Here is a 26,244-nt window from a genome sequence, read left to right as displayed (position 1 = left end):
TCCATTGAATCATGACGCAAATCTCTATTTCCGCTTCAAATCCTAATCTGGCTTCGTTGGCTGCCGCGTTTGGTGGTATAAATAGTAGTACTTTTCAGGATTTTCTCAAGTTAGTAAACGCTTCCCCGCAGTATGTTGCCCAATTGGGGAATTATCTCCAGGTGCATGACATTACTGTTTCGTCCGGTCCGCTTGTCGAAAATGGAACTACTGTCAATGGAGCTACTACTTCGGCAGGAATTGAAATCTCCTCAGTGCTTCCGTCTTTTCCGCTGAAGTCGCCGGGCTATGTGTTGGCGGCAACTGTGGCGCATGAATTGGGACACTATTCCGACCCAGCTGGGCCGCTCTCAGGTGGCGGCGACGGCCTTCTTGGTGAGGCACGAGCAGAGATCAACGCATACAAACTTATGTACGAGGCTGCCAGCAACCTCTCTGCGAACGGTGTGAGCCTGCAGTCAACAGATCCCGGTGCTCCGCACGGTCTGCTGTACTTGCCGAATCATGCGACGGGGATGCCCGTCGGAGATCTGACGCTGTTTGGTTCGGCCGATACTGCCATCGAAGGTCAAATTGCCAAAATTCTGGGAGGTAAGGCCGATGTGGTTGGTGATCTCGCTGCTACATGCGGCTATACGTCAACTTGCGAAATGGCAGTCAAAAGCGCTATGGAGCAAATGCCAGAGTATCAAAAGTATTACGGGAGTGGCGCGAATAGCAATGCTCCTTCGCCAGCCATTTCGGTGCGGAGCGGTGACTACCTACTTCAGAGCGATCCGTCCGATCCGTCGCTGGTCAACGTGATCAACGCGCAGACAGGCAAGACTGTCCAGACCATTACAACGGTCGTGCTTCCAGATGGTTCAATCACGATGAGCGTGAGCAACGTGACATCCGGTTCAACCTGGAACAGTCTAATTGGCGGCAACGGTCAGTTGCTGCAGACGAGCACGTTGCAGATAGTCAACGGAACATTGACTGAAACGAGGAATAGCTATGATTCGAACGGAAATGTTACTAGCGACCTGGCGACGGCCGCATTGGACAACTGGGTGGGCTCAACCCAATTCCAGACGGACAATGTCTACAACAATCTAGACGCTGTCGCCGCTGCTGCCGGAGTCAGCGTTTCCACGCTCCTGGGTCTGAACCCCGCGCTTTCGTCGACTGGCACCATCGCTCCTGGGACACTGGTGACGCTTCCAACTGCCGACAACAGCCAGTCGCCGACAATTACCGTCAATCCAAACCCGCAGCCACTGTCCCAGACTCAGGGCGAGAATACCGCGACCAACGACACGAATCTCGGCTATGTCTCAAACAGCGCGACGTCGTCGATCGGGTTCAGCAATGGCACGCTCAACAAGACCGATTTTGTCTCGGTGACTGAGGCAGGCCTCGCCAGTGATGGCGTGCGTCCCGGCGAAGTGCAGGCGGATCCGAATACGGCAGCAAACCAGATCCTTGCAGATATTGGATCGTCCACGTTGAGCGGACTGAATGCGCTTGCTGCCATCGGATCGACATCGGCTTCGCAGACGAGCAACGTCTACATCGATCCGCTGCTGCTCGACCTTGGACAGGGCATCGTGACGACTTCGGAACAGAGCTCGGGAGTGCTCTTCAACGTCGACAACTCGGGCACGTTGCACCAAACGGGATGGGTGGCATCCGGAACCGGCATGCTTGTGGTTCCCGACGCCAACGGGCAGGTCACAAGCATGAGCCAGATCTTCAGCCCGTACTACGGCGGCAAGGCGGGCACCAATGGTGGCCCTGGCACCGCGCCCTTTGCGAGTGGAATAGCAGCGCTTGCCTCGTTCGACAGTAACCATGACGGCGTGATCGACGCAAATGATCCTCTCTGGAGCCAACTGCGTGTCTGGGTGAACAGCACGGGGCCCGGTACCGGGCAGATGCTCACACTCGCGCAACTGGGCATCACGAGTATCAACCTCAGCGCCACAGGTACCCGGCAGATCAACAACGGCAATATCGTCACGTCGTTGGGTAGCTTTGTCATGAACGGCGCGGCCCGGACGATGGAGGACGTCAACCTCGTTGCGAATCCAGCTGGCAGCACGTTCTCCAACTCAGCCAATAGCGTAACTGCAACGACCACGTCCAGCGGTACGCAGGTCACAACGTATCAGGACACGACCAGCCAGAACCTGACGCTCGACGCGGGTGCGTTGGGCGTGAACAACATCTATGCCGGATCGGGCAACGACACGCTGAACGCTGCCGCGGGGGGGAGTTGGCTGGTAGGCGGATCAGGCAGCGATACGTTTAACGGTGGCGCTGGCAACGACGTGTTCGTTGTTTCGGCCAATGACAACCCGACCAGTATTCACGGCAATGGCGGCGTCGACACGGTGGTCATCACCGGCAATCAGGGCATGACCGTCAACATGGCCCAGGAAGGAGTGACAATCGCCGAAGGTGGCGCAGGCAACGACGTAATCATGAGCGGCGGGCGCACCGGGGTGTATATCAAGGGTGGCACTGGCGACGACACGCTGATTGGCGGCGGCGGTACCGATGTGATCGTCGGCGGATCGGGTCACAACCTGATCATCGGCGGTAGCGGTCAGGCAGAGATCACCTCTGGTCCGAATGGCGACACAATCTATGCGTCTGCAGCAGGCTCGATCATCAATGCCGGCGGCGGTGCCGATCACATCTTTGGCGGTGCGGGCAACGACCTGATCAAGGTCGGCGGTGGCAATGCCGCGATTGATGGCGGCGGCGGCACGAACATCGTGCAGTTCCACGGCAGCTACGGCGAATACCGGATCGTAGCGGCAAACGGTGGTTACTACGTTGCAGACAAGGTGCCCAATCGCGACGGCACGGTCTTCATCACCAACATCCAGAAGCTGAACTTCTCGGACATCCAGGCAGTAGATCTGTCCTTGCCCGATCCCATGCCGGTTTCCGACACGCTGCATGTGGACGGTAATGGCAAGACGTTCGACCACACCCAGCCGCATCTGATTTCGGCGGCGCAGTTGCTCGCCAACGACCAGCGCCTGAACAGCACGGGTTCGCTGCATATCGCTTCGGTCGGCAGCGCGATCGGCGGCAGCGTGACCCTCACGGCGTCGGGCGACGTGCTGTTCACGCCGACAGCGGGCTACACGGGCATCATGAGCTTCAAATATGGCGTCGCCGATGCAGCAGGCCATACGAGCGCGGTCGTGCAGGATCTGAATTCCGGGCAGACAGCAGCGATGCAGGCTGAAGTGTCTCTGATGACGCCGGACCTGCCGACGGATCCGTTGCTCGCGCAGGAGTGGTATCTCAGCGACGCCGATATCCTGCCGGTCTGGAAGGACTACACAGGCAAAGGCGTGCGCATCGGCCAGTTCGAGCCGGGCGGACAGTTTGCAACCGGCCCGGAAGTCTTCGACTACACGCACCCGGATCTTGCGCCCAGTGTCGATCAGGCGTGGATGGCTTCGCAGCTTGTCAACGGCACCTTGCCCACCGAGACTTCGCAGCATGCGACGATGGTGGCGGGTGTCATGGTCGCGGCGGACAACGGCACGGGAGGCGTTGGCGTCGCCTACAATGCGACCGTTGCGGGCTATTACCTGGCCAACAGCGGTAGCGACCTGAGCGGACTCGGGCATGAAGTGAGCTATGACATTGCCAACAACAGCTGGGACTTTACCAATGACTTCGCCGTCAGCAACATGCAGAACGGCCAGATCAATACGGCCAGCGCGCTGATCACCAATGCCCAGTACGCTGCCGATAATGGCCGTGGCGGACTGGGTACCATTATCGTCGAGGCCGGCGGTAACCAGCGCGCAACCGGCGGTAATGCCGAGGGCTCGCTGACCAACAACAACCGGTTTTCGATCGAGGTGGGTGCCATCAACGCGCAGAGCGACCTGTCGACGCTGCAGATTGGCTCGGCACCGTTCTCGAATCCGGGTGCAAGCCTGCTGGTGTCGGCTCCCGGCAGCAACATTGAAAGCACTAGCCAGATGGTGATGACCGACCAGGGCTCGACCTTCGGTAGCGCCTACAGCAACATGCAAGGGACCAGCTTCGCGACGCCGATCGTCTCGGGGGTCGTTGCGCTCATGCTGCAGGCCAATCCGAATCTCGGCTATCGGGACGTGCAGGCGATCCTCGCGCTCACAGCACGCAAGGTGAATGATCCGAACACGCAATGGACCTCCAACGGGGCGAACAACTGGAACGGCGGCGGCATGCACGTCAGCAATGACTATGGCTTCGGCGAGGTCGATGCACGTGCGGCGGTGCGGCTTGCCGAGACATGGATGACCCAGAGTACCGGGGCTAACGAGAAAGTCTGGTCTGCCTCGAGCGGTGCGGTGAGCCAGACTATCCAGGGCGGCGGCACGCTCAGCAGTTCGATCGCGATGCAGGCGGGTCTAAACATCGAACACGTCGAGATCGATCTGGACGCGAACGTCGGCCGTCTGGGCGACCTCATTGTCACGCTGGTTTCGCCGGACGGCACGCAGAGCGTCCTGCTCAATCGGGAGGGCGTCATTCCGGCTGGCTCTCCGGGAGCGAGTTCGACGGATGTCGGCAGCACGACGTCTGGCAAATTCCAGTACACGTTCATGTCGACCCACGACTGGGGAGAAGTCTCAGCGGGCAACTGGACGCTCCAGGTGGCCGATGCGGCAACGGGCCAGCCCGTCACGCTGAACAACTGGTCACTGCGTCTGTACGGCAGTACGACCACCGCCGATCACACCTACTACTACACGGACGAGTATGCCGCGGCAGTCACCGCTAACGCGAATGCCGCCGTGCTTGATCCGGCGGTCAATGGCACCGGCGGACGTAATACCATCGATGCGGCGGCCGTGTCGGGCGACACGTCGATCAACCTGCTCACAGGTACCGCGAGTATCGGAGGAACGGCGCTGACGATCCGTAACCCTGACCAGATCCAGAATCTTGTTGGCGGTGACGGCAACGACACGTTGACCGCGAACAATGCCAATGCATTGCTTGACGGCGGTCGCGGCAGCAACACGCTGACCGGTGGTACGGGCAAGGATCTGTTCGTCGTCCATGCACGTGCGAACGGGCTGGACACCATCGTCAATTTCAACGTATCTGGCGGCGAACAGATTGACCTGGTGGGCTTTACCGGCAAGCAGTTCAAGGACCTGACGCTTACCCAGCAGGGTGGCAATGTCGTAGTCGGGCTGGGCAATGGCCAGACGATCGTATTGCAGAACCAGACCGTTGCCAGCCTGACGGCCGCGCAGTTCGTCTTCCAGGACACCTTTGTGGCGCCCCCTGCCTATGTCACGACAGGCCAGAGCAGTACGGTCCCTCCCGCAGGAACCGATGTAATCACGATGAGCGGTGGATTTGCGGGCGTATCCCTCCAGGGCTCGACAGCCAAGCTCGCCGGGACTGTCTACATGCACGATGCTGCGAGCTCTGATATCTTTGTGGTGTCCCCGCAGACCGGCGCAACAGACTACAAAAACGCATTGCAGGGTTTCCGTCATGGCATCGACAAGATCGATGTCAGCAAGTTGGGGATTACGAGTTTTGCGGACCTGGGCATCACCCTGAGCAACCGGATGACGATCAACGGCGTGGCCGTCGTTCACGGCGCGAACGTCAGGAGCACATCGCTAAGCGCACAGTTGCTCTATCTGGATGCTATTGACCCGTCGCAGGTCACTGCATCGGATTTCATTTTTGCCACGCCTGCGCCGGGGACAGCCGGTACGGTCGCAACGCCAGTCGCACCGGCGACGCCCTCTTCGCAGTCCCCGCTGGTGACCAATCCGGACAGTGTGGATCCGACGACCATTGTCGGAACGAATATTGGTCTGACCGTGTCGACAGCTGCAAACGGGGCCACCACCATGCAGGCCTCGATCGACGAAGCCCTGCCCGACAGCATCAACATCCTGACGCTGACAGGCAGCGCATCGCTGGTCGGAACCGCCAACAACAACGGCGATACGATCACGGGCAATGCAGGAAACGATACGCTGCTGGGGGGCGAGGGTAACGACACGCTTGTAGCAGGAACGGGTAACGACCTCATGATCGGCGGTGGCGGAACGAATACGTACGTCGTCAACGCCGGAGGCGGCGTCGACACGGTTCAGGCTGGCGCAGGGCAGGTCGATACGCTGGTGCTGCAGGGTGTGACGCCCGGCACCGTGCAGTTCAGCAAGCAGGGCAACGATCTGCTGGTGACGCTGAATCCGGGGCAACCGAACGTTAGTGAGGTCGTAGTAACGGGCCAGTTCAACGGACAGGGGATGGGGACGATCGTCGTCGCAGGCCAGTCATTTTCGGCGGCTACCGTATCAGCGATCGTCAAGAACGGAGCAGTAACCGTTAGCCAGCCGTCACTGACGCAGACCGAATCCAGTGCGGCCGGGTGGTCGTATGCGCTGCCAAAAACGTTGTTCAGCTCGCCGGTTGCGGGTGATGTGCTGACCTGGAGCGCGACGCTGGCCAACGGCAATCCTCTGCCGGCGGGCCTGACCTTCGACCCGGTCCATCTCGCGTTTACGGGTGCACAGGGGATCGCTACGGGTGACCTGGTGGTCAAGGTCGTGGCGACCGACCTCGCTGGTGCGACTGCAAGTTCGCTCGTCACCTTGCACGTAGTTCCAGTCACGGCTGGCTCGGGCATGACGCTGAGCACGGGCAGCAATGGATTTGCTGGCCAGACTGGCAACGGCAATACCTTCAATGTTTCAGGCAATGGCAGTAGCGTGTGGCTGGACGGAAACTCGAACACGATCAACGTGAGCGGTGCGGGCGACAGCGTTACCGTTGGCTCGAACAGTGCCGGAGATAACGTGTACGGCTCGGGCGTGACCATCAACGCAAGCAGTGGTGACACACTCGGTGTGTACGGTTCGTCGAACCTGGTCGCGGAGGCGGATGGCAGCGGTCTGTGGCTGAACGGCAGTTCGAACACGGTTTACGTCAATGGCGCTGGCGACAGCGTGACGATTGGCTCGAACTTCACCGGCAACAACGTGTTCGGCTCTGGTGCGACCATCAATGCGGGCAGCAATGACACGTTCGGAGTATACGGTTCGTCGAACGTGGTCCGGGAGACGAATAACAGCGGCGTCTGGCTGAATGGCAGTTCCAGCACGGTGTACGCGACCGGCTCCGGTGACAGCGTGACGGTGGGTTCGAACGATACTGGCAACAACGTCTACGGCTCGGGCGTTATCGTCAATGCCGGCAGTGGCGACACGCTGGGGGTATACGGATCGTCAAACGTGGTTACGGAGGGCGCGGGCAGCGGCCTGTGGCTAAACGGTAGCTCAAGCACGGTGTACGCGAACGGGAACGGTGACAGCGTGACGGTGGGCTCCAACGACACAGGAAACAATATCTTTGGCTCGGGTGTCACGATCAATGCGGGCAGCGGCGACACGCTCGGAGTCTACGGATCTTCAAACGTGGTCACGGAGGGCTCGGGCAGCGGCCTGTGGCTGAACGGCAGCTCAAGCACGGTTTACGCGAACGGGAACGGTGACAGTGTGACGATTGGCTCGAACTTCACGGGCAACAACGTGTTCGGTTCGGGAGTCACGGTCAACGCCAGCAGCAACGATACGTTCGGTGTTTACGGTTCGTCGAACGTAGTTCGGGAGGCAAATAACAGCAGCGTATCGCTGAACGGCAGCTCGAGCACGGTCTACGCAAACGGCAGCGGAGACAGTGTGACCGTTGGATCGAACGACACCGGGAACAATGTCTTCGGCTCTGGTGTGAGCATCAATGCGGGCAGCGGCGACACGCTTGGCGTGTATGGTTCGTCGAACGTCGTCACGGAGGGTGCTGGCAGCGGCATTTGGCTCAATGGCAGCTCGAACACCGTCAATGCCAGCGGCAACGGCGATAGCGTGACGGTCACGGGTGGTGCCAACAACAGCATCATCGTCGCGGGATCCTCTTCTACGGTCGTACTGGGAGATGGCGCCGCGACCGTACAGATGACGGGAGCCAGTTCGACGGTGACCGTGGGACACGGGGCGTACAGCGTGGAATTCGGTGGAACAGGCGAGCAGCTCAGGTTTGGTGCGGACGTGTCCTCCAGCAACCTCTGGTTCCAGGAAGTTGGCCAGGATCTTCAGATCACCGTGGACGGCACAGGCGAGTCAGTGACGCTGAAAAACTGGTACGCGGCTACCCCAGAGCGGGCCGGTTCGATCGTTGCAGGCGACGGAAAAACGCTGTCCGCATCCAGCGTGAACCAGCTGGTGCAGGCGATGGCGGCGTTCGCGCCGCCGGCAGCGGGGCAGACGAGCCTGCCGGCTGCGGAGCAGCAAACTCTGCAACCTGTGCTGGCTGCCAGCTGGCGTTAACGCCTCGCCCGGCGTGGTCCGGGGTCGCGAGCGGCCTGGACCACGCACCGCACAGCCTGACCGTCGACCGATCCCGACACATCGGGCGTCAATCGAGCGTCGGTCGGCCTGCCCGACATTGCATAAAAGTTGCGCTTACAATGAATGCTCCCCAGGATTCCGGACTGTGGGCACTGGCCGCAATGGCCACGCTACACGGTGTGGCTGCAGATGAAGCACAGCTACGCCACACGTTCGGTCACGAACCCTTCCAGACCGCTACCCTGCTGCTTGCCGCCAGATCTCTCGGCCTGGCGGCGCGCGCCGTCCAGCAGGATCCCACGCGTCTCGATCGCGCCCCGTTGCCCGCAATCGCACGGGAGCGAACCAGTGGGCGCTATCTTGTTGTCGGACAATACCGCAAACGCGCGGACGGACCCTGCGATCTGCTTGTCCAGCATGCGGGTGAGCCTCCGGCGGTTGTACCGCTATCGGAGTTCCTCGGCATGTGGACCGGCGAACTGATCTTCCTCGCCAGCAAGGCGAGCTTTGCCAGTGAGATGGCGAAATTTGATTTCACGTGGTTCATCCCGGCGATCGTCCGGTACCGGCGTCTGCTGGGTGAAATCCTGCTCGTGTCGCTGGTGCTGCAGGTCATTGGCCTTGTGACCCCGATGTTCTTCCAGGTCGTGATGGACAAGGTCCTCGTCAACAACGCGATGAAGACGCTGCATGTGATCGCCATTGGCCTGATCTGCGCGATGCTGTTCGAGGCGGCGCTCACCGGTATTCGCAGCTGGGTGTTTGCCCATACAAGCAGCAAGATCGATGTGGAACTGGGCGCGAGGCTGTTCCATCACCTGCTGGCGTTGCCACTGGCCTGGTTCCAGGCGCGGCGTGTGGGCGATTCCGTGGCGCGCATCCGGGAGCTGGAAAATATCCGCTCGTTCCTGACCGGCAACGCCATGACGCTGGTGCTCGATCTCGCGTTCTCGGTCGTGTTCATTGCGGTGATGCTGTGGTATAGCGTGTGGCTCACGCTCATCGTGGTGGCCTCCATTCCGTTGTATCTGGTGCTGTCGCTCGTGTTCACGCCGGTAATTCGTGCGCGCCTGAACGAGAAGTTCAACCGTGGCGCGGAGAACCAGTCGTTCCTTGTCGAGACGATCAGCGGCATTGATACCGTGAAAGCGATGGCGGTTGAGCCGCGCTGGATCCAGAAGTGGGAAAGGCAGCTTGCGGCCTACGTTACAGCAGGCCTTTCGGTTGCCAATGCCGCGACCATCGCCAGCGGCGGCGTGACGCTCATCAGCAAGCTGGTGACAGCCGCGATCATGTGGGTGGGCGCGATGCAGGTCATCAACGGCAGAATGACGGTGGGTGAACTCGTCGCCTTCAACATGCTTTCCGGCCAGGTCTCCGGTCCGATCCTGCGGCTGGCACAATTATGGAATGACTTCCAGCAGGTCGGCATCTCGATGGGGCGACTCGGGGATATCCTGAATGCCCGCACGGAGGTCGCTGGGCAGAAAACGCGCCTGCCCCGGCTCTCAGGTGCGATAACCCTTGATCAGGTGTCCTTCCGCTACCGGCCGGACGCGTCGGATGTGCTGAGAAACGTGTCGCTGGACGTTGCGCCTGGTGAGGTAATCGGCATCGTGGGCCGGTCGGGCTCGGGCAAGAGCACGCTCACGAAGCTCGTGCAGCGCCTCTATGTGCCGGACCGCGGACGCGTGCTGGTGGACGGCCAGGACATTGCGATCATTGACACGACCTCGCTGCGTCAGCAGATCGGCGTGGTGCTGCAGGAAAACACGCTCTTTAACCGCTCGGTGCGCGAGAACATTGCACTGGCTAACCCCGCGCTGCCTGTCGAGGCCATCATCGAGGCAGCGAAGCTGGCCGGCGCGCACGAATTTATCTGCGAGCTGCCGGAGGGCTACGACACCGTGGTGGGGGAACATGGCACGGGCCTGTCCGGTGGACAGAGGCAGCGTATCGCCATAGCGCGCGCGCTGATCATGAATCCGCGCATCCTGATCTTCGATGAGGCGACGAGCGCGCTCGACTACGAATCGGAAAAGATCATCCAGGACAACATGCGGCGTATCTGTCACGGCCGTACGGTGCTGATCATCGCGCACCGGCTTTCCGCCGTACGTGAGGCGGATCGCATTGTCGTCATGGAGCGCGGCCAGATTGCCGAGACCGGGAGTCATGCGCAGCTGCTGCAAAAAGCCGGTGGCATCTACGCGCATCTGTATGCCCTCCAGCAAGGGGCGGCGGAGAACGCGGCATGAGCCTGAAGCACCGCCTGCAGGCAACCGTCGACCTGGTGAAGCGTTACCGGGATGTCTGGCGGCATTTCTGGCAGCAGCGTCGCCAGCTGGATGCGCCCGTGCTGCGCGATCACGAGGCAGAATTCCTGCCGGCTGCCCTAGCGCTGCAGGCCCGGCCCGTGTCACCGGCGGGCCGCTGGGTGGCCCGGATACTGATGGCGATGGTTGCCGTGCTGCTGCTGTGGGCAGTGCTCGGACATGTCGACATCATCGTCAACGGTCAGGGCAAGATTATCGCGAGCGGCGATACGAAGACAATCTCGTCGGTCGAGGTCGCGAGCGTGCATGCACTGCATGTCGGGGAAGGCCAGACGGTCAAGGCCGGCGACACACTGATCGAACTGGATACTCGAGAAACGGACAGCGAGCGCGACAAGGCTGAAGCCAGCCGACAGATCGCACGGGTGCAGGTCGCCTGTGAAGAAAGCCTGCTCTCGGCCATCGCCAACGGTCACGCGCCGCATCTTTCCGCTTTGCCCGATGTGGACCCCGAGCGCTGGCAGGCGGGAGTGGGCTATCTGGCGGACCAGTGGCGTGACTATACCGCCAGGCGTGCGCGGCTCGCCGGTGACATTGCGCGTTATGGTGCGGCCCTGCCACTCGTGGTGCAGCAGGAAAGGGATTATGCCGCGCTTGCAAAAACGCACGATGTGTCGACCGACGCCTGGCTTGCGAAGCAGCAGGCCCGTATCGAGATCGAGGGCGAACTCGCCAATGCGCGTAACCAGCAGGCAGAACTGACCGCCGATACGCGCAAGGCTTCGCAGGACCGGCTCCAGGACGCAAGCAGGACCCTGGCATCGTCCACCGGGGATGTGCGACGGGCTAGTGCGCATGATGCATTGTTGACCCTGACGGCGCCCGTGGACGGTACGGTCCAGCAACTCACTGTACATACGGTAGGCGGGGTCGTGCCCGCTGCCCAGCCGCTCATGAAGATCGTGCCGCTGAGCCCGAAGGTCGAGTTCGAGGCCTTCATCGCCGACCGCGATGTTGGATTCGTACGCGAAGGCCAGCGTGCATCGGTGAAGATTGATGCGTTCGAATACACGCGCTACGGGACCGTTCCAGCCGTGGTAAGCCATGTGTCGCGCGATGCGATCGAAGACGAGAAAAAAGGCTTGCTGTATTCGGTGAAGGTCGCGCTTGATACGGCTGACCTGATGGTGGAAGGGCGAAGGGTACCACTTACACCGGGGATGTCGGGCGGCGTCGAGATCCGAACGGGGACGCGACGCATAATCGGGTATGTGCTGTCGCCACTGATCCAACATGCGCGGGAGAGCCTGCATGAGCGCTAGATCCGCCCGTCCGCGACAACTCGCTTTAGCCGTGACGACGGCGGTCGGCATCGGTATGGCCGTGCAGCCTGCCCTGGCCGGATCTTTACGCGGGATTCCGGATATCCTCGATGATCCGCTACTTACGCGTCCGCCAGTCCTCGACACAGGCGCATTGCTCCCAGGCGACAGCACCACGGTAGCCTGTCCAGCCGTCGCTGTCGTGCCTTCGCCGCTGCACCTGGCGGACGCCGTCGACATTGCGCTCTGCCATGATCCGAAGGTGAAGACCGCGTGGGCCAGCATCAGGTTACAGGCGGCCACGCTGGGCGAGGCGCGCGCGGCATATCTTCCAACGGTCACCGGGTCGGTCAACGGACAACACAACGACACCCGCTATCCGGCGTTTGCGTCTGCGAACAGCAGCGTGCGCGGCTATAGCAGCTACGCGGCGCTGAACTGGCGGCTGTTCGACTTTGGAGGGCGTGCTGCGAACCGCGTCGCGGCCAACGATCTGCTGGCTGCTGCGCTGGCCAGTTATGACGCGTCGCTTCAGGGGACACTGGAGGCCACCGTTCAGGCCTATTTCGATGCGCTGACGGCCGAGGCTGCGTTCCGGGCGCGCGCACAGGCCGCGCGGTTCGCGAACGAAACCCAGGTCGCTGCCCAGCGCCGCGAAGCCCGGGGTGCTACCGGGCGTAGTGACACGCTGCAGGCGCAGACCGCATTCGCCCGGGCGCAACTGGGTGAGGAGCGGGCCAGGGGCGACGTCCGGAAGGCGATCGCGATGCTTGTGTACGCGCTTGGCATGCCAGCGGAAACGCAACTTACGTTGCCAGCCGAGAACCTGGTTCCGGCAAAGCAGGATATCGCCGATCTCGCACAATGGCTTCAGGCAGCGCGGGAGCGTCACCCTGGGCTCGAGGCCGCAAGACTGCGATGGCGGGCCGCGCAGGAAAAGGTCAGCAGTGTGCGCTCCGAGGGACTGCCAACACTGGACTTCGGGGTGAGTTTCTACCAGAACGGCTATCCGAACCAGGGTGTGCAGGCAATGCGCTCGAACACCGCAATCGTGGGCGTGACGCTGACAATCCCACTGTTCGAGGGATTCTCGCGGACCTACAAGGTGCGCGAAGCGCAAGCTCAGGCGGAACAGAGCGAAGCCCAGATGCAGGACACCGAACGCGACATTCTCGGCGCTATTGTCAAGGCACACGCGGATGCGGAGTCATCGCTGGCCAGCCTCGATACGGCAGATACGTTGCTCGCCACGGCGCAGACTGCACTCGAGTCGTCACGTAACCGCTATGAGCATGGCGTGGCGGATATCCTGGAAGTGCTTAATGCGCAGTCAGCGCTGGCCGACGCACAGCAGGAGCGTATTCGCGTGCAGTCGGAGTGGCGCTCGGCGAGGCTGCGGCTGATGGCCGATGCGGGAGTACTTGGCCGGGCAAGCATCGTCGAGACGGATACTTTTTTGCGAAGCGACAATCATGCAAAGCTTCAGCCCTGAGATGAGCCGGGGTTACTGGGGCAGACAGTCAGCCGGGGCGGGGACGTAGGCGCGCGATTGATGTATCCCACGAAGGTACCGGCGTTCGATCGGGTAAAGGAGACGATCAGACAGCAGTTGCAGGCACTCGCCCTTCAGAAGGCAGCGGTTGACCTCACGGCAGGGCTGACGAAGGGGCAAGCATTCAGCAATGAATGCGCTTGTCCGATAGGGGTTTGCCGCGCAGCACGTTGCCGGCGAGTTCGGGAATCAGATTGCTCGCTGACAAGCGGGTGCCGGGGCGCGTTTTTTCGATCCTGCGGCAGATGAAACCGTTCCGCCAGATCGACGTTGCACATGCGATGAACAATCTGGAAAACCATTCTGGAAAATTTGCGCTAGCAATGCTGGAGACGACGCCAGATGATCAACTGGTGGACGGCCCAAAGGAACGTAAGGCGACGAGTGGGACAGTCGAAGCTATACAGCGCCTCGAGCGGGAGTTGGCGGCTCTTCAGGCCGATACCAAGGCGATCGAGGAAAACTACGGTCCCGACAGTCTGAAGCTTGTCGTCATCAAGAGCTACGTCGTGAGCCTGCTTGATAACGCACGCCTCGTGAGGTGGCTAGCTCAGTTTCGGCCCGACTATCTGAAGCAACTGCAGACGATTGCCGAAGTGAAGACGCTGATCCCCGTAAACGCGGGTGACAAGGCCGCCTGACGTACCGTTGTCCAAGTCCCGGAGATCAACCACGACTCTCTCTGCCTTGAATTTCCGAGCCAGCTCATCTCGGAAATGATCAGGCGATCATTGGCCGAAAAACCCTCATCCCCGGACGAACTTCAGGGTGCGCGTCAACACCGGAAGCGACCAAGCTGCCGGATGTTGCATATTGGCGACATGGTCGATCGACACGTTGCCAGCCGATTTGTGAGGCAACGCTTTGTTGCAATCGTTTATGGGGCGTATTTTGCTGAGTGCGGGAAAGGTTAAATAAAAAGATGAGACTTTATGCGGCGCACATATTCGAGGTTGCGCAATCGTGTTCGCAATTCACGCGTTATGAGGTTGTGCGCAAGCTCCGATGGAGCAGATATTAAGTTGCTAATCAGCACTGCATTGCTTAGCGGAGCAACGGACTGCGTGTCGAGCGGTTGAGGACGCCCATGCGGACGGCTTGACGGCCCTGCACGTTTATCGTCGCTCGATCCGTGTTGCATAAGTCGAATATTGTTAAATTGATTTTTATTTATTGATAAATGGATGTTTGTTGGATGGGGGATAATATTTAATTGAGTGGATGTGAGTGAACGGGAGGCGGCTGGCGCACCAGATGTCTCCTCGTTGCCGTTCGCTGGATAATCGATGATTCCTTGCAATCTCTGACACTGTGCCGGCAACTATTTCGATAGATTGCGACAGAAGAGACCGCTGTTCCGCCAGTGACGCGAGTGAAGAAGAATCGACAAAAATTCAGCCGCGTTGATGTTGGCGTTGACGAGCGTTTCTGTAACCGCGCAACGCGCCCCGTATCCACTCGTTTGACGCACGAACCGAGCGTCTGCCGCATCCATGAACAAGAACCAATATCGTCTGGTATTCAGCCGCGTCCGCGGCATGTTGATTGCAGTCGAAGAGACTGCCAGTTCGTCGGGGAAGGCAAACGGGGGAGAAACCGTCCGGGCGGCTGGCGCGAGTGTGCGGCGCGCGCTGACGCAATTCGCGCTGCGTCACGCGGCGTTCGCAGCGCTGATCGTGACGGGCGTAGTGCCGACGTGGGTCAATGCCCAAGTCGTGGGCGCTGGCGCGAACGCGCCGTCCGTCATCCAGACGCAAAACGGTCTTCAACAGGTCAACATCACCAAGCCGAGCGGTGCGGGCGTGTCGCTGAACACGTACTCGCAGTTCGACGTACCGAAGGTCGGCGTTATCGTCAATAACTCACCCACGCTGACGAACACGCAGCAGGCGGGCTACATCAACGGCAACCCGAACCTGAGTCCGAATGGTTCGGCCAGGATCATCATCAACCAGGTCAACAGCAACAACCCTTCACAATTGAAAGGTTTTGTTGAGATCGCCGGCCAGCGTGCCGAGATGATTATTTCGAATCCGTCTGGTTTGGTGGTCGATGGTGGCGGGTTTGTCAACACGTCACGTGCAATCCTGACGACAGGCATGCCGAACCTGAATGCGGACGGCTCGCTGGCGGGCTTCAACGTGACGCGTGGCCTCATCACGGTTCAAGGCGCGGGCCTGAACGCCACGAATGTGGATCAGGTTGATCTCATTTCCAGAGCCGTACAGGCCAATGCGGCCATTTATGCATCGAACCTGAATGTGATCACTGGCGCGAATCAGGTGAATCACGACACGCTGCAGACGACGCGCATTCAAGGCGATGGCGCCGCGCCCGCCGTCGCGATCGACGTGGGTCAATTGGGCGGTATGTATAGTAACCGGATCTTCCTCGTTGGCACCGAGGGCGGTGTCGGGGTCCGGAACGTCGGGACGATCGCGGCCGATGCGATGGGCCTGACGCTGACGACGGACGGGCGGCTCGTGCAGTCCGGCAAGATCAGTTCGGTCGGCAACGTCGCGGTATCGGCCGCGGGCGGGATCGAGAACAGCGGCACGACCTACGGTCAGCAGTCGGTGTCGCTCAATACCGGTGCGGATGTGGTGAATACCGGTACGCTCGCGGCGCAACACAACGTCGGCGTGACGGCGGGTTCGCTGAATTCAACGGGCTTGCTGGGTGCAGGCGTGAATAGTGACGGTACCGTCACGCAAGTCGGCGACCTGCAACTGACGACGGCGGGCCAGTTGAATGCGACCGGCAAGAATGTCGCGGGCGGCAACGTCTCGGCGGCCGGCTCCGGCGTGAACCTGGCCGGCAGCACGACGGCCGCCAACGGCAACCTGTCGCTGAACGCGACAGCTGGCGACGTGAATCTCACGAACGCGACGACGAGCGCGCAAGGCGCGGTCACGGCGAACGCCGCGGGCACGGTCATCAACGACCACGGCAGCCTGACGAGCGGCGGCAGTACGACGCTCACGGGCGGCAACGTATCGAACCGGAGCGGTAATGTGTCGTCGCACGGGCCGCTGTCGGTGATGGCCGCGGGCCAGATCGCCAACCAAGCCGGGGTGCTCGTGTCGGAAAGCACGATGGCGCTGCGCGGTAGCACCATCGCGAACAATCAAGGCACGATCCAGAGCGCCGGCCGTGCGACGGCCGACGGGGCCACGATCGACAACACGGCAGGCCGCATCACGTCGCTCAATACCGATGGAATGGTGTTGACGGCGACGGGTCAGCTCACGAACGCGGCTGGCACGACCGCGAACGGTGCGCAAGGCGGCGTAATCGGCGGCAACGGCGATGTGACCGTGCAGGGCGGGAATATCGCGAACCACGCGACGATCACGTCGAACACGAATCTGCATGTTTCCGGGCAGTCGATCGATAACGATAGCGGGGCGTTACAAGCCGCGCAGGGCGTGACGGTCGATGCGGGCGCGCACCTGTCCAACAGTGGCGGCACCATCGCCGGCCAGACGGCTGCGCTGAGCGGCACGACGCTCGACAACAGTTCGGGCACCGTGCAGGCCGATCAGGTGTCGTTGAACGCAACCAACATGGTGAACCACGCCGGTACGATCACGCAGACCGGGTCCGGCGCGATGGCCGTCAACGTCTCGAACACGCTCGATAACTCGAGCGGCGGCACGCTGCAAACGAACAGTACCGACCTGACGCTCGCCCCGGCCGCGCTCGTCAACGACGGCGGCACCATTACGCATGCCGGCACCGGCACGCTGACGCTTGGCAACGGCAAGGGTTCGGTGTCAAACGTTGGCGGCAAGATCGCCAGCAATGGGCGGGTCGCAGCAAATACCGGCTCGCTGAACAACACATCGGGTTCGATCAACGCTCAGGCCGGGTTGGCAGCAACGGTTGGCGGTACGTTGAACAACACGAACGGCAAGCTGCTGTCGAATACCGACCTCGGCTTGACGAGCGGCACGCTGACGAACAACGGCGGTCAGATTGGCGCGAGCACGAATGCGACGATTCACACGGGCACGCTGACGAACCAGGGCGGCTCGATGGTTGCGCCGAACTTGTCTGTCACCGCCGATTCGACGCTCGACAACAGTGGGGGCAAGCTCGAGGCCAATCAGCTCGCGCTGACCACGCCGAACCTGACTAACCACGGTGGCACGATCACGCAATATGGATCGTCGGCGATGGGCGTCAACGTGAGTGGCACGCTGGACAATTCCGCGGGCGGCGTGATTCAGACGAACAGCACCGACCTGACGCTCGCGCCGGCCCAATTGAACAACGCAGGCGGCACGATTACGCATGCCGGCACCGGCACGCTGACGATCGAGCCGGGCAATGGCGCAAGCGTGTTGAACAACGCAGCGGGTACCATCGTCACCAAGGGCCGGGCGGTGGTGAACGCGAGCACTTGGGACAACTCGAGCGGTATTCTCTCGGCGCAGGGCGGCATCACCGGAACGATCGCGGGCGACGTGAACAACACGCAAGGGCTGATGCGTGCAGGATCGTCCCTGTCGTTGACGAACGGCGGTGCGCTGGTGAACCAGGCCGGGCACATTCAGGCCGGCCAGAAAACGGCGGGTGACGCGAGCACGCTCAGCATCCAGTCGGCATCGATCAACAACGCTGACGGCTCGATTACCGATCTTGGCACCGGCAAGGTGACCGTGCAGGGCGGCAGCCAGATCACCAATAGCCACGCGGGTAACGTGCAGAGCATGGGCGCGATCACCGGCAACGGTGACGTGACGGTCAGCGCGGCATCGATTTCCAACACGCAGGGCGGGCAGTTGAGCGGCGCGAGCCTGCACGTTCAAGGGACGGCCTTGGACAACAGTGGTGGGCAAATCGGGAATGTCGCGAATTCGAGCGGCAACGTGGACGTGACGACGAGCGGCACGATCACGAACACGAACGGGCAGATCAGCTCGACGCACGACCTGACGGTGACGGCGTCGACGCTGCAAGGTGGCGGCACGTACAGCGCCGCGCACGACGCGAACGTGAATCTGCAAGGCGATTACACGACGACGCCGGATACGCAGTTCAACGTCGGCAACAATCTCGCTTTTGCTCTGCCGGGCACCTTCACGAACAACGCGAACCTGCAATCGGTCAACGGCCTGAGCGTCAACGCGGGCAACATTGTCAACACTGGAGCGTTGTCGGCCGGTGGGCTGCTGCATACGCAATCAGCCAATCTGACGAACACGGGTGCGCTCGTGGGCGGCAGTGTGTCGCTGAACGCGACGGGTACGGTTTCCAATCTCGGACCGACGGCGCTGATTGGCGCATCGGACAGCAACGGCACGCTCGAAATCCTCGCGAAGGACATCGAGAACCGTGACGACACGACGGCGACCGACACGATGGCGACGACGGCCATCTTCGGCATGGGTAAGGTCGTGCTCGCGGGCGGCAAGGATGCCAGCGGCAATTACACGAACGCGGCCCTGATCAACAACGCGTCGGCGTTGATTCAATCCGGCGGCGACATGGAGTTGCACGCCAATCAGATCACGAACACGCGCCGCGTGATGACGACCTCGACCGGCTCGGCCGATCCCGCGACGTTGGCACCGTTCGGCGTTCCTATCAAGGGCCAAACGGGTCAGGTGGGCGTGAAAGACCCGACCAGCATTGGTGGGGTGTATACCGATCCGCCTCATGGCGGTCAGTGGAACAGCACGTATCAGTACACGACCTACTACGCGGATAGCGCGACCGCGACGACCGTGACGGGCATCAGCCCGGGCGCGCAGATCGTGTCGGGCGGCAACATCAACGCGTCATCGGTCGGTAACCTGAAAAACTACTGGAGCAGCATCACCGCCGTCGGCAATATCGCGATGCCGCAGCATTACGACGGCGACGGATATGCTGCTACCGGCCAGCAGGCGCCGAGCGTGACGGTGTCGTACTCCGGGCAGTATCACTACAACAACTACGACAACACCGAGCACGATTGGCAATTGCCGTTCGGCAACGCGCCGTTCGCGACGAGCCGTCCGGGTGGTTATACGCAGGCAGCGCCGGCGTGGGTCAAGCAGTACTCGTTGCCGGACTACCATTCGACTTTGGGTTCGAATGGCACGATTTCCGGAACCGGCGTGAGCATCAATAACACGGCGGGCAATGCGTCGATCCCGTCGCTGGGCTTGCTGCCCGGGCAAGCCGTACCGGGCCTGACGATTGGCGGATTAAACGGCAATGCAACCGGCACGAAGTCGGGCGTCTCCGCGGTGCATGGCGGGGTGACCACGGTCGATCCAGTCATCGCCAGCGCGACGGCGTTGAGCGTGCTGAACAACTTGACGATTCCGCAGGGTGGCTTGTTCAAACCGGACCCATCGCCGAGCGCGAGCTACGTGATCGAGACGAATCCGGCGTTCACGAACCGCAAGAATTTCATTTCGAGCGACTACTTCTTCAGTCAGATCGGCGTCGATCTCACCCACATTCCGAAGCGGCTGGGCGATGGCTTCTACGAGCAACAACTGGTGCGCAATCAGGTCACGTCGCTGACCGGCCGCGCAGTGCTCGGTCCTTATACCGATCTTCAGGGAATGTACCAGTCGCTGATGGCGGCAGGCGCTTCGCTGGAAAAGTCGCTCAACCTGCCGCTGGGCGCGAGCCTGTCGGCCGAGCAGGTGTCGCAGCTCACGAGCAACGTGATCATGATGGAGACGCGCGTTGTTGACGGGCAGTCGGTGCTGGTGCCGGTCGTGTATCTCGCGAAGGCCAATCAGCAGAATATCAACGGTCCGCTGATTGCCGCGACCGACATCGACTTGAAGGACGCGCAGAACTTCACGAACAGCGGCACGGTGAAGGCGGACAATAAGCTGTCGATTCAGGGCAAGCAGATCGACAACGCGTTTGGCGCGCTGCAAAGCGGTGGCCTGATGTCGTTAGCGACGACGGGCAATGTCGATTTGACTTCGGCCAAGGTCCAAGCCGGTAGCTTGAACCTGAATGCCGGCGGCGACCTGATTCTCGATACCGCAGTGAAGACCGACAAGCGGGTCAGCCGCGATGGCGCAACGAGCGTCACGTCGACGCTCGGGCCGATCGCTCAGATTGACGTCAAGGGCGATGCAGCAATCGTGACCGGTGGAAACCTTGAACAGCACGCGGGTGCGCTGACGGTTGGTGGCAATCTTGGCATGCTCGTCGGCGGGAACTACGATCTGGGTACCCAGCAAGTCGGCGAGCACAAGATTGTCCAGCGGGCAAATGGTGTCTCGAATACCGACATCAATGGCGTGGTGGGCAGCGCAGTGAATGTCGGCGGTGTGTCGATGATCGGTGTGAATGGTGATTTGACCGCGAGTGGCGCGCAAATCAACTTGGGTAATGGCGGTACGATCGCTGCCAAGGGGAATGTCACGCTCGGCGCGGCGAGCACGACTTCGACGGTCGACAGCAACAGTTCGGGTAGCGATCATCACGGCAGCTATACGGAAACGTTGCATACGTCTGACCAGACCGTGGTTGGCACGACGCTGCATAGCGGCAATACCTTAAACGTTGCTTCGGGCAAGGACATCAACGTCGTCGGAAGCACGATTACGCTTGATCAGGGCAACGTGGGCCTGATGGCAGTCGGCAACGTGAATGTTGGTGCAGCGACCGAAACGCACGTGTCCAACATGGACGAATCGCATGACCATGGCGGTTTCGCAAGTCATACGAGCGCGACGAATCGGGTTGACCAGACCACCACGTACGCCAATGGCAGCACGATCTCGGCTGACGGCGTGACGGTTGTGAGCGGGAAAGACATCAACGTCACCGGCAGCGCCATTGTCGGGACGCACGATGTAGCACTTTCCGCCAAGGACAATGTCAACATCTCGGCAGCGACCAATACCTATCAGGACAACGAGTACCATCAAGAGAAGCACTCGGGCCTGTCGGGTTCGGGTGGCCTGGGCATCACGATCGGATCGAGCGAACAGAGCGATCGGTATAACGCTACTTCGACGACACAGAGCCAATCGCGAAGCGCGGTCGGCAGCGTTGAAGGCAACGTGACCGTGTCGGGCGGAAAGGACGTCCATATCAGCGGCAGCGACATCGTGGCAGGCAAGGCCGCGGGCGATACCACTGGCGCAACGGGCAACATCAGCATCGCTGGACAAAATGTCACGATTGATCCCGGACAGGACCGCGCGCAATCGCACGATCAGCGGGAAGCGCATTCGAGCGGCCTGACGGTGGCCGTGACCGGCACGCCGTTCGATACGGTGCGCAACCTGAAAGCGGATGCGTCGTCGGGCAACGGGTTTCAGCGTGGTCAATCGGTGCTGACCGAAATCGGCGCAAGCGCTGCGGACGTGCCGTCGATTTCGGTGACGTATGGTCAGAGCCGCAGCAGCAGTACAACCGATATGTCGAGCCTGACGAACGCCGGAAGCACGGTACGGGGCGGCGGCAATGTGACCGTGAAAGCGACTGGCGGCGCGCAGAAGGATGCAAGCGGCAACATCGTGGACGGCGATATTGCAGTGATCGGCTCGGCGATCAGCGCAGGCGGCACGGCGACGCTAGATGCAAATCGCAACGTGACGTTGCAGGCATCGACGGATCAGCTTCAGCAGAGTACGTCATCGAGCAACTCCAGCACGAGCCTTGCGCTAATTTCGACGCCGAGTCTCGGCGACGTCGCCCGCTGGGTCGGCGGCACAGCCAACAGTGGCGGGAATAGCCCGTCTCCGTACAATGCGAGCCGGAGCAATTCGGACGGCAGCCAGACGATGACCCAGCAAACGGCGTCGTCGGTCACGGGTAACAGCGTCGTCATCAAGAGCAAGACCGGCGACATCAACGTCGTCGGCTCCGGCATCAGTGGAACGCAAGGCGTCGATCTGATTGCAACGCGGGGCGCGATCAATGTACTGGCGGGCCTCGATACCAACGTCACGCATCAGGAGTCGAGCAGCCACCAGGTTGGCAGTCTCGGCAGTAACGGTACGGCTACAGGTTTTTCGGTGGGCGTTGCGAACAGCCATAGCGTACAGGACACGGCCTCGCAGACACAGAGCACGATGCGCAGCCAGATCGTGAGCGGCAACGGCAATGTGACGCTCGATGCGAAACAGGACATCACAGTGGCCGGTTCGGACCTCAGCGCGGGCAAGGATTTGACGCTGATCGGAAAGAACCTGAATCTCGATCCGGGAACCGACGCGACGCAGAGCCGGATGAGTCAGGATTCGAGCCAGTTCGGCGTCAGTGTTGCGCTTGGCGGTGCTGTAGGCAACGCAATTGCGCAGGCGAATCAGGCGTTTGGGCAGCCGGCGCGTGGTGGTGACTCGCGGTTAGCGGCGCTCGACAAGGCACAGGCCGGACTTGCCGCATACAACGCATATCAAGTTGGTAGTGCCTTGAGTAACGGGCAGCCAACGAATCAGGCACTGGTCAAGGCGACGGTCAGCATTGGCGGCGGTACCAGCCACAGCGAAGCGCAATCGAGCTCGGTCGCCAACGACGGGAGCACGCTGCACGCTGGCGGTAAGGCAACGCTGATTGCAACGGGGAGCGGAGCCAAGGATGCGAATGGCTTTGCGACCGACGGTGACATCAATGCCAGCGGGACGCAGATTAGTGCGCAGAACGTTGAGCTGAGCGCGGCTCGCGATATTAACCTGACAAGCGCGAAGGATACGAGTCAGCAGTCGAGCAGCAACAGCAGCAGCGGCGGCAGTATCGGCGTGGGTGCTGCTCTCGGTGGACAGCAGAATGGCTTTACGCTTGAGCTTGGCGCGAGCACGGCACACGGCCATGCGAACGGTAACAGCGTGACGAATCGGGATACGCAGATTACCGCGAGCGATACGCTGTCAATGACAAGCGGACGCGATACAAACCTGCGCGGGGCGGAGGTGTCGGGCAATACCGTCAACGCAAGCGTTGGGCGCGACCTGAATATCCAGAGCCAGCAGGACACCAGCACGTACGACAGCAAGCAATCGAGTGCCGGATTCCAGGCAAGTATTTGCGTGCCGCCGTTCTGCTACGGTCAGACGGTGAGCGGCAGCGCGAGCGCGAGCCAGCAGAACATCAATGCGAACTATCAGTCGGTGAACCAGCAAAGCGGGATCTATGCGGGCACGGGCGGATACAACGTGAATGTCGGGAACCATACGCAACTCGATGGGGGCGTGATTGCGAGCATGGCAACGCCGGACAAGAACAGCTTGTCGACGCAGACGCTTGGCTATTCGAATCTGGAGAACCACGCGTCTTACTCGGGCGATACAGTGGGCGTCAGCGCGAGCGGCGGATTCGGGAACAGCACGCCGGGTGGTGTGAACCTCAATACGCCTGTCAAGCAGGGCGCGAGCAACGTACCGGGAGCGCAGAACTCGCAAGGCTTGGGACCGAGCGGATTCTCGACGGCGGGCACGAGCAGCGACGCGTCGGGGACGACCTATGCGGCCGTCAGCCCGGGCAAGATCACGGTCCGCGGTGATGCAGGTACTGGACATGACAGCACTGCTGGGCTGAGCCGCGACACCGCGAATACGAACGGCGCGGTACAGAACACGTTCAATGCGCAGAACGTGCAGAACGACATCGCGGTTCAGCAGTCGGTCGGCCAAGTCGGCATGCAGGTGGTGGGCGACATAGCGAACGCATTGCAAAACAAGGCGATCGCAGACGAAACCAGGGCCCGACTCGTATATGCCAACGCCAGCGCAGCCGGTGACACGGCCGGGATGGCGCAAGCGCAGGCTGACTTTACGGCGGCGCAGCAGCAGGAAGCCCTGTGGGGTAACGATGGTGCCGCCCGCATTGCGTCGCACGCCGGGATTGCCGCGATTGGTGCGGCGATGGGTGGGGGCAATGTAGCCGGGGCAGTCGCTGGCACGGTGGCCGGTGACATGGCAGGCAATGCCGTGGGCAAGGCGCTCGGCGATACACTGGGCGGCACGTTGTTAGCGAATGCGGCGTCGGGGCTGGCTGGTGCGGCGGCGGGCGGTTTGCTGGGTGGCTCGGCCGGTGCGATGAGCGGCGCAAATGGTGCGTTGAGCGCGGATCTGTTCAATCGCCAACTTCACCCGCAAGAACGCACCATGATTTCCACGGTGGCGAAGGGGATCGCAACCGCGAACGGGAAGACACCGGCCGATCAGGCGAAGCTGGCCGACTACTGGACCAACATGCTGACGTTGGCGGCAGGCGCGAAGGTGGACGCGCAGGCACAGACACTGCTTACGCAGTACGAAATTCAGTTGGTGCAGGCTGCTCAGGCGTCTGGCAACTCGCAAGCGCTCGACACGTTTATGCAGAATCTGAAGATTGCACAGAATGCGATCAATCAGATGTCCGGCTACACGATCTCGGGCACGACCGGCGCGATCGTTGCGGATGGCAGTACGGTCAAGACCTTCCAGTCGACGAGTGCTCAATTCAACGACTCGACGTTGTTTGGTACGCCGGGGGGAACAGCGCATGCACTCGCTCCGGGACAAACGCCTCAGACGGCCGGGATCGGATCGCAGTATTACGTTGATCCGAACGGCCCGACTAATCAACAGGTGGCTGGCTTCGCGCAAGACCAGATTACAAAAGCGGGAACGTCTAGGGATGCAATCGCGCCGGAGCACACTGCTGAAGATTTAATTGCGATAACCATGGGCGGTGGATTGGCAACCGGAGCCGTTAAGGCGATTGCCGGGCGGGTCGCGGCTGCCGTGTCGGACGTGGTTGCGCAGTCTGTAGCGGATGTACCGAAGGCGGTAACATCCGGCGGAACGGCAAACGCTGCTACGGTTGAGCCACTTGCGATCGATCTTGCTAAGGCGCAATCTGTCGATCCGCTGATTGGTAAGACATTACCCGGCGCATCCGCGCCGGTTCAGGTGACGGCTGACGCAAGCATTGGCGGGCGATCGTTCTATGATGTCAATCAGACGGCGCGAGGAGTTGGATTTTCTGACCCGAGTCAACCTACGCTTATTTCGAAATTGGTAGCGCCTGGAGACCCGAACGGAATCTACGGCGAGGCCCACGCGGAGATCGGTGTCATTCAGCAAGCATATAACGCGGGATTGACCCAAGATCAACCTATGACGATCGTAGTTCGAGGGTTGGCACCGTGTGACTATTGCCAATCTGATCTCGTTAAGATGGCTGACGCTGCCGGCCTAAGTAAGCTTACCGTAGTTAACGGGGCGGACGGATCGATTTCTCAATGGATTAGAGGCATGGGAAATAAGCTGGTTGAAACTCACGGAGCGAAATTTTGAAAAATGTTATTCGTTTGAAGGCGGCGAGCAAAAATTCTGGGGAATTATCTTCCTTCAATAGTGAAGAGGCGTCGTGGGAGGAGGTTCAGCAGTGGATTCGACGTGTCTTTGAATTCGGTGGGACGGTCACGCTGACGATCGCCGTTCGCGAGGATGTAGATAGACTCTTGCTAGGGGATTCTCTTGCGATGTATTCCCATCCTGGCGAGTGTCGGCTTGTCTATGATCCTGTAACCCCTCCGACCGAGAAAACGGCACGGCGCGAATGGTGGGAACCGGGTGATGCGCCATTTCGAGGAACCACTAGCTTTTTAGGTCATGAGTGGGATGATCGAACGGTATGTCGCGATATATCGGTGGCGCTGGAAATGTTTCGGGATTTCTACTTGCATCAGAATTTAACGGAATTGAGTCTCAATCAAACTCGATCGGTTTGGGATAGAAAGCCGCGCTGATTAT

The 26,244-nt window shown here is 60.8% G+C and carries 7 protein-coding genes; all 7 read left to right on the top strand.

Annotation, left to right across the window (positions count from 1 at the left end; all coding sequences use genetic code 11):
* Positions 1-11: 11 nt before the first annotated feature.
* The 7 genes from KY49_RS38195 (at position 12) to KY49_RS37465 (ending at position 26,240) form a co-directional block, all read left to right on the top strand.
* Positions 12-8,360 (top strand): proprotein convertase P-domain-containing protein, encoded by an 8,349-nt coding sequence (locus KY49_RS38195; protein ID WP_197083589.1) that lies wholly within the window; start codon positions 12-14, stop codon positions 8,358-8,360.
* A 140-nt stretch (positions 8,361-8,500) separates the two neighbouring features.
* Positions 8,501-10,639 (top strand): type I secretion system permease/ATPase, encoded by a 2,139-nt coding sequence (locus KY49_RS18145; protein ID WP_042586017.1) that lies wholly within the window; start codon positions 8,501-8,503, stop codon positions 10,637-10,639.
* Positions 10,636-11,979, top strand: coding sequence for an HlyD family type I secretion periplasmic adaptor subunit (locus KY49_RS18140; protein ID WP_042586016.1), 1,344 nt, complete (start codon positions 10,636-10,638; stop codon positions 11,977-11,979). The genes KY49_RS18145 and KY49_RS18140 overlap by 4 nt, the downstream gene beginning before the upstream one ends.
* Positions 11,969-13,471, top strand: a complete 1,503-nt coding sequence (locus tag KY49_RS18135) for a TolC family protein (protein WP_231636453.1) — start codon at positions 11,969-11,971, stop codon at positions 13,469-13,471. The genes KY49_RS18140 and KY49_RS18135 overlap by 11 nt, the downstream gene beginning before the upstream one ends.
* Before the next feature lie 254 nt (positions 13,472-13,725).
* Positions 13,726-14,172: a plasmid partitioning protein RepB C-terminal domain-containing protein gene (locus KY49_RS35845; RefSeq protein ID WP_197083588.1), complete on the top strand. Its 447-nt coding sequence runs from the start codon at positions 13,726-13,728 to the stop codon at positions 14,170-14,172.
* Positions 14,173-15,024: 852 nt separating this feature from the next.
* Entirely contained in the window at positions 15,025-25,785 is a 10,761-nt protein-coding gene (locus KY49_RS18125; protein ID WP_082062413.1) for a hemagglutinin repeat-containing protein, read from the top strand.
* Positions 25,782-26,240: a DUF6911 family protein gene (locus KY49_RS37465; RefSeq protein ID WP_143135414.1), complete on the top strand. Its 459-nt coding sequence runs from the start codon at positions 25,782-25,784 to the stop codon at positions 26,238-26,240. The genes KY49_RS18125 and KY49_RS37465 overlap by 4 nt, the downstream gene beginning before the upstream one ends.
* Positions 26,241-26,244 lie beyond the last annotated feature (4 nt).

The organism is Burkholderia sp. MSHR3999 (genome assembly GCF_000833595.1).
Lineage (GTDB): Bacteria > Pseudomonadota > Gammaproteobacteria > Burkholderiales > Burkholderiaceae > Burkholderia > Burkholderia ubonensis.
The sequence above is the reverse complement of the archived record's forward strand: the minus strand, read 5'-3'. Positions and strand labels throughout refer to the sequence as shown.

Coding starts and splice junctions, on each gene's coding strand:
- KY49_RS18135 (WP_231636453.1), top strand. CDS start 11,969: ATGAGCGCTAGATCCGCCCGTCCGCGACAACTCGCTTTAGCCGTGACG.
- KY49_RS18125 (WP_082062413.1), top strand. CDS start 15,025: ATGAACAAGAACCAATATCGTCTGGTATTCAGCCGCGTCCGCGGCATG.
- KY49_RS18145 (WP_042586017.1), top strand. CDS start 8,501: ATGAATGCTCCCCAGGATTCCGGACTGTGGGCACTGGCCGCAATGGCC.
- KY49_RS18140 (WP_042586016.1), top strand. CDS start 10,636: ATGAGCCTGAAGCACCGCCTGCAGGCAACCGTCGACCTGGTGAAGCGT.
- KY49_RS38195 (WP_197083589.1), top strand. CDS start 12: ATGACGCAAATCTCTATTTCCGCTTCAAATCCTAATCTGGCTTCGTTG.